This is a genomic window from Cupriavidus phytohabitans, assembly GCF_017815025.1.
Classification (GTDB): domain Bacteria; phylum Pseudomonadota; class Gammaproteobacteria; order Burkholderiales; family Burkholderiaceae; genus Cupriavidus.
Genome location: NZ_JAGIQB010000120.1, coordinates 1 through 5,803 on the forward strand (window position 1 = coordinate 1; position 5,803 = coordinate 5,803).

Annotated in this window: 5 protein-coding genes and 1 pseudogene; 5 read left to right on the forward strand and 1 reads right to left on the reverse strand. The window is 58.6% G+C overall.

What is annotated here, in order from left to right:
• The first annotated feature begins 595 nt into the window (after positions 1-595).
• Both J8I34_RS33010 and J8I34_RS33015 read left to right on the forward strand, forming a co-directional pair.
• Complete coding sequence (locus J8I34_RS33010; protein ID WP_209808405.1) at positions 596-1,621, forward strand: trypsin-like serine peptidase; 1,026 nt, start codon at positions 596-598, stop codon at positions 1,619-1,621.
• Positions 1,622-1,654: 33 nt separating this feature from the next.
• Positions 1,655-3,619, forward strand: a complete 1,965-nt coding sequence (locus J8I34_RS33015) for a protein-arginine deiminase family protein (RefSeq protein WP_209808407.1) — start codon at positions 1,655-1,657, stop codon at positions 3,617-3,619.
• Between the two features lie 251 nt (positions 3,620-3,870).
• On the opposite strand, the gene J8I34_RS33020 is transcribed toward J8I34_RS33015, so the two are convergent.
• Positions 3,871-4,119: a TonB C-terminal domain-containing protein gene (locus J8I34_RS33020; protein WP_209808409.1), complete on the reverse strand. Its 249-nt coding sequence runs from the start codon at positions 4,117-4,119 to the stop codon at positions 3,871-3,873.
• 462 nt (positions 4,120-4,581) lie between these two features.
• On the opposite strand from J8I34_RS33020, the gene J8I34_RS35085 reads away from it, so the two are divergent.
• From J8I34_RS35085 to J8I34_RS33035, 3 genes and pseudogenes are all read left to right on the forward strand, one after another.
• Positions 4,582-4,842 carry a hypothetical protein gene (locus J8I34_RS35085; RefSeq protein ID WP_245176322.1) on the forward strand — a complete coding sequence of 87 codons (261 nt, stop codon included), beginning with the start codon at positions 4,582-4,584 and terminating at the stop codon, positions 4,840-4,842.
• Complete coding sequence (locus J8I34_RS35090) at positions 4,769-5,224, forward strand: hypothetical protein (protein ID WP_245176323.1); 456 nt, start codon at positions 4,769-4,771, stop codon at positions 5,222-5,224. The genes J8I34_RS35085 and J8I34_RS35090 overlap by 74 nt, the downstream gene beginning before the upstream one ends.
• Before the next feature lie 358 nt (positions 5,225-5,582).
• A pseudogene (locus J8I34_RS33035) lies at positions 5,583-5,803 on the forward strand (hypothetical protein); the annotation flags it as partial.

Sequence of the window (5,803 nt, forward strand, 5' to 3'; positions counted from 1 at the left end):
GTCATGCAGCTTTCGTGATCCTCATTTAACGTCTCTGCCGCCCTTCCGTTGGCAGAGGTTTTTCAGACCATCCCTAGGCGTGGTGTTCCCTTTCGTAATTGCCGTCGTTCTCCTGTTGATACTGAAGTCGGCAGCGGTAGGCGGGAACTCCTCCAGGAATTTTCGTTTTGCTCGCAGATCGATCGGAGAGCTTGGTCGCATAGGTCCGGTCTCGCTACTATGGCGAGATCAAGACGAGGTTCAGCCTGCAACGGCGAAGCATCGCGCCGCGACTCGCCTTCGCTCAGCCGCCCTTTTTTTAAAAATGTACCGTGGTCGCGGCCCTCTATGACTTCAGTTCAGTTGATATCTGAATTAAGTAAAACGTATAAATCTTTTGGATGATACGGCAAATACCTGTGAAGTTATAACCTATGCAGTTCTCATTGTGCCTACCGTTATCAATAGCTTGGTACTCGGTTTCGCCTTCTACACCTCATCGTAATTCCCTGTGGAGAGGTGTAGCGATGACCGGTTGAATTAATCTTCGATCAGTCAGTGCGGTGGAACCTTGTAGATTACCGGAAATTTTCCCATTGATGGAGAGCCTCGCGACATGCTAGACAACTTCACTCTCGATCAGTTGCGTTCGATTCTTGAGGCACGAAAACTTGAGGGCACGCTCGAAACGCGAGTTCCCACGCGGCGCGAATCGCATGTCCTCAAAAATTACACCAAAACCCTCGACGAACCCGTCTTCGGTGCCGTCGCGCGCTCCAGTTCAATTGCTAACGTTCCATCCTCAGTAATCCTTACAGAGATGCGCTCGCGCCAGAAGGTCGTCTATGGCGAGGATGATCGTGTCGACGTAATCAATTGCGCTGACCCGGTGCGCCGCGAACGAGCGCGCTCGGTCGCGGCGATCGTCGAGCGCAAAAACCTCGTCGCGGTTGGCGAGGGGCAAGTCAGCATCGGCGGCAGCACGCTCGAGCAGCGATATGCGCTCGCCGGCAAGCCGCTGTGCCAGCGAGAGGCGTTTCGCACCCAGCATTGCGCCGCCCTCGGTTCCGCGTTCCTCGTTGCGCCCAACGTCATTGCGACCGCGCATCATTGCCTGAACGAAGAGACATTCGCGGCGCGCTGCCTGGTATTCGACTTCGAGACCGGCGCCGAAGGCGTTGCGCCGACCCAATTCCACGTCGACAAGATTTACGGGTTCAAGCGTTACCTCGCAGGCGACTTTTCGCCGGACGGTAGCGACTGGGCGCTGATCGAACTCGACCGCCCAGTTGAGGGTCGCCCTCCATTGGCCCTTTCATCCGGCGCCAGTGCCGTAGACCTGCTCCCGCTCTACGTCATCGGCCATCCGTCGGGCCTGCCCAAGAAGATCGCCGGTAACGCCGAGATTCGTGTCAACACTGCGTCTACCCATTTCATCGCCAATCTCGACACCTATGGCGGTAATTCCGGCTCACCAGTATTCAATGCGCTCACCCATGAGGTCGAGGGCATCCTCGTGCGTGGCGGGACCGACTTTGTGCCGCTCGGCGACTGCTATGCCTCACTCATCTGCCCCATCAGTGGCTGTCGCGGCGAAGATTGCTCGCGGATCAGCCCGATCGTCGAATTTCTCGCAGGTTAACCGTAGTAGCACGTCAATTAAAGGGGATTTCCCATGGACATAGTCGTCACCATCCCACCGTCCGCGAACGCCTATACCCAATTGAGCCTCGGTGCCCGCAAGGGGACGCTGACGCTGAAGTCCAGCGACGGCCTCGATGTAATTGTGTTGGACGGCAAGACCGGCGAGCCGTTCTACCTCGCCGTCGACACCCCCGTCAATCTCGCGGCGCTGGCAAACTCGTCCATTATCCTCTTGACGCCAACCGGTGACCGCGGACTGTTTCAGGTCGGTCTGGAACTGAACACTGACAGCGTCAGGACTCTGTCTATCGGCGCCCTGGTCGCCCATTTGCTGCTTGATTGTGATGCCGACCGCGATGGTATCGTCGGAATCAACGAGGAAGGCAAAGCCAACTGGATCTGGGGCGAGAATGGGAGTGGGGCGATCGTCCTTGTCGATAACGACCGCGACGCAGGAGAGGGAGGGCTCGACGAGCGTGAGCCGATCGTTGTGCGTCCAATCGTCAATGGCGCGCTTCCCGATGATCTCAGCCTGCGCCTGTCGGTCGCGCCGGAAGCTGCGCTCAACCTATCGTTGCTGCGTAAGGTCAGTGGAAGCTATGAGAAGCTGATCGGCCGTCTCCCCGGCGAGCCGCCGCAGGCGATGGTCACCGCGGCCGAGGTTGATCCCGCAGGCGAGACGCTCTACCTCGCGGCGCACGCCTATCCCGGGCCCTATTTCGACGGTTTGTTGATCTTCAACCTCGAACTGGTCCACAAGCGCAACTCAGGCGAACGCGTGATCGCCGCCGACCGGGTAATGCTGCGCGTCGCCCCTTGGATCATGACCCCGAACAGTCAACCGGCGGTCAAGATCTACACCACCCGGATCGAGCACGGCACGGACAATAACGATGACTTTCTCGCTGGCCTGAATGCCGCCGTTGCCGCCGAAGGCCTCGACCTCAAAATAATCGAAGTGGGTGACCATCGCGGCGATCGCTGGATCCAGGATGAGATCGAGATCGGCTACACCCAGAGCCATCGCGGGCAATTGCCAGTGGTGTTCGACAGCCCGCGCGACCGCGAGCTCGACAACTATCCCGAAACCAGGATGCTCGGCACCGATTTCGGCCATTTCGTGGTCGGAGGCGGTGTCGCCAATTCGCTCGACTCGTTTGGCAATCTCGAAGTATCGCCGCCGGTCACTGTCGACGGCCGCACCTACCCGCTCGGACGCATCATCGTCGGCGGCCGACGCGACGGCGATCTCGCGCACAGCGCGAGGCAGATGATGGCAGAAGTTCGCCAGTTCCTCTACGCCCAACGTGTTCAATTCCCGTTCGAACTTTACACCGACTGGCTTGCGGTCGGGCATGTCGATGAGATCGTGAGCTTTGTGCCAGACGAGACCTCGGCAAAGGGTTTCCGCTGCCTGCTGGCGAGCCCGGCCAAGGTCAAAGCAATCCTCCGAGAACTCAGCGAGACCGGCCATGGCTCCGTCCCGCTGTTCGAAGGCAAGTTCCGCCAGGACGGCAGCGATGCCAAGCGCACTGTGGCTGAGCTTCTCAGTGACGCTGGCCTGTGGAATGCCAACAACGGTTATCAGGCGATAATGGACGATAACCGCGCAATCCTCGAGCGCGAACTCGGCCTCGGCGTCAACGATTTCGTGGACATCCCCGTCGCCTTCCAGTCCATCGTCGGCCTCGACGGAGCCCAGGAACGCACACTTGCCTATTTCCCCGACATGGTGAATCACCTTGTACACAAGGATCTGAGCATCGTCCCCAAACCGTATGGGCCGGTTATCAATGGCAAGTGCGCATTTGAGAAAGCGTTCGAAGAAGCAATGCCGAGTCGCCGGGTCACCTTCATCGACGACTGGTATTCTTACCATGAAATGTCGGGCGAAGTGCATTGCGGGACGAATGCGCAACGCAAGCCTTTCGCGGCCTCACGCTGGTGGCACGTCCGGCCCGAAGGCGGCTACGACATTAAAGCGCTACAGTTTTAGATGGCAGTGCGAGCGCGACCGTTGGAACGCAACATGCCATGTTTCGCTGGTTATTGAAGCTGCAGCATGACGAGGCCGATGGCCGACGGCGGACCGAGCACCACAACTCGTCCGCAGGACAGCCATCGGCATGGGGAGCGCATCGCATTAGGTTCTATCAGCCACCATTTAGAGGTGGTACGGCGCTGGTCGAGTAAAAAACCTCGACGCCGCGCGCAAGTTTGAGGACAGCACGCATTCGGTGTGCCTTCTTACTGATTAGGCCAGAAGGTGATGTTTAAACTGGCCGGCGCCGTGCCATTCTCGTCACGTGGCAGCGGATCAGATCGTTCCACCGCGCGCAGCACGGCGTTGTCCCATCCTTCATTGCCGCTTGACTTGAAATGCCATATGGCGATAAGTGCGCCTTGGTAACTGAGCTGGCTGACGGCGCAGACACAATGGGAGAGGAAGTGGCCGGAGGGGGCGTTTGGCGTAGGCGGAGGGCTGAGCCGGCCGATTCTCGACTGGCTTGGCGGTCATAGGTATCCCTTTGATTTCGATGTAATTTACCGGGGTAGCTAGGCCAAGCATTCATGCGGGTTTCTGGCTGATGCCCAGAAGAAATTCCCATAAAATCAATCACTTGCTGGCTGGCCCGAGAACGGAAAGGTGCGGCGGGTGGGAAGGGGCGGCCAGCCTCCGAGAAGCCGAATCGGGGCCGACGAACGGTCGATGTGCCCCGTAGATTGTTGATTCCCCCGAGATGGATTGGACCGCAATGCCGAAGGTCTCGCTGTTGATCCTCTGGAGGACATCCCAGCTGCGTTGCATGTGCATCGTATTCCCGGGTCTGCCGTAGTTGACAGCGGCCTCGATGCTACCTTGTACAAGGCAGGCCTGGATGTTCCCGTGGTTATGGTCCAATGCACGCATGGAGTAGGCCGGTGAAAGTGGAACAGGTCCGCGCGCTTGCCGGTGTCATGCACGAACACAAGTTGCGTCGTGGCGTTTTTTGGTCGTTGTCTGGCTATGTCGGGCGGCCGGTGCAGGAGTCGGCAGAGCGAGCCGGCATTCAGTTGCTTGATGGTGAGGGTAACTTCCAGAGAGTTCGCGTTTTCGGCACGCCTTCCAGCAGTAGACGGAAGCCTCACCCCCAAGTACCGCCAAATGAGCCAGCCGGGCAACTCATTGGGCGCTCTGCTGGCTGGTGCAGGCATTCACGCCTCATCACCCCGCTTTAGCGGGATTTTCAAGTGCGAGGCGGCTGTTAAGCTGGTTTCATTAAGCGCCAACGACCAGACTGAGGAGCCATCGTTGAAAACGTTTGTCGCCATCATGTTGCTTGCCCTCTCCACCGTCACGTATGCACGTGGGGCTGGCAAGGCCTCGGGCGGTTACCAAGGCAACGCCGGATTCCCGACGGCATACAGTAGCTCAAAAGGTAATTCCGGTTCGGCGCAAGGAGCTCATAGCGTCGGTGGCTATGTGCGAGACAATGGGACTTATGTCCAGCCGCACATGCAGACCAACCCCAACGCAACGCGCAACGACAATTGGTCAACGCGCGGCAATGTGAACCCGTATACGGGGACTCTCGGTACGAAGCCGCGCGACGGCCAGTAAGGCGCTCGGCTGTGCAGCTAAGCGTGAACGCTTTCAAGTCAGCGGTGAAGGGCGCGATAAGGTAAGGGCGTCGCCGCCGGGTCGCTTGCGTGCCAATCGGTGACTCATGCACCGGGGCTAAAGGCCGTAGATCGCCTAGTTCCGCCATCTGGCCGATGTGCGCATGATCAAAGTTTCATAAGCTGACCCAGTGTCGCTACTAGGACTGGAGCATCGGCATGAGATTCGTGGCGCTGGACGTGGAAACCGCGAACCCCGACCTGTCCAGCATCTGCCAGATTGGAGTGGTCGTGTTTGATAACGGGTCCCCCGTAGAGTATGGTCAACTCTCGTCGATCCAGAGGACTGGTTCGATGCCATGAACGTGTCCATTCATGGCATCGACGAACGGAAGGTCAAGGGCTCGCCAAACTTCAAGGCCATTTTCCCGGACCTGGCTCGTAAGATCGGCGGTCATGTGGTCGCTACGCACACCGCGTTTGACAGGAGCGCCGTGGCTAAGGCCATCTCCTTATACAGAAGTAGTACCGTCCCCGCAGCGGTGCATGGGGCCTGCGACCGCGGAAATTTCGAGGTAAG

Coding starts and splice junctions, on each gene's coding strand:
- J8I34_RS33010 (WP_209808405.1), top strand. CDS start 596: ATGCTAGACAACTTCACTCTCGATCAGTTGCGTTCGATTCTTGAGGCA.
- J8I34_RS33015 (WP_209808407.1), top strand. CDS start 1,655: ATGGACATAGTCGTCACCATCCCACCGTCCGCGAACGCCTATACCCAA.
- J8I34_RS35085 (WP_245176322.1), top strand. CDS start 4,582: ATGCACGAACACAAGTTGCGTCGTGGCGTTTTTTGGTCGTTGTCTGGC.
- J8I34_RS35090 (WP_245176323.1), top strand. CDS start 4,769: ATGAGCCAGCCGGGCAACTCATTGGGCGCTCTGCTGGCTGGTGCAGGC.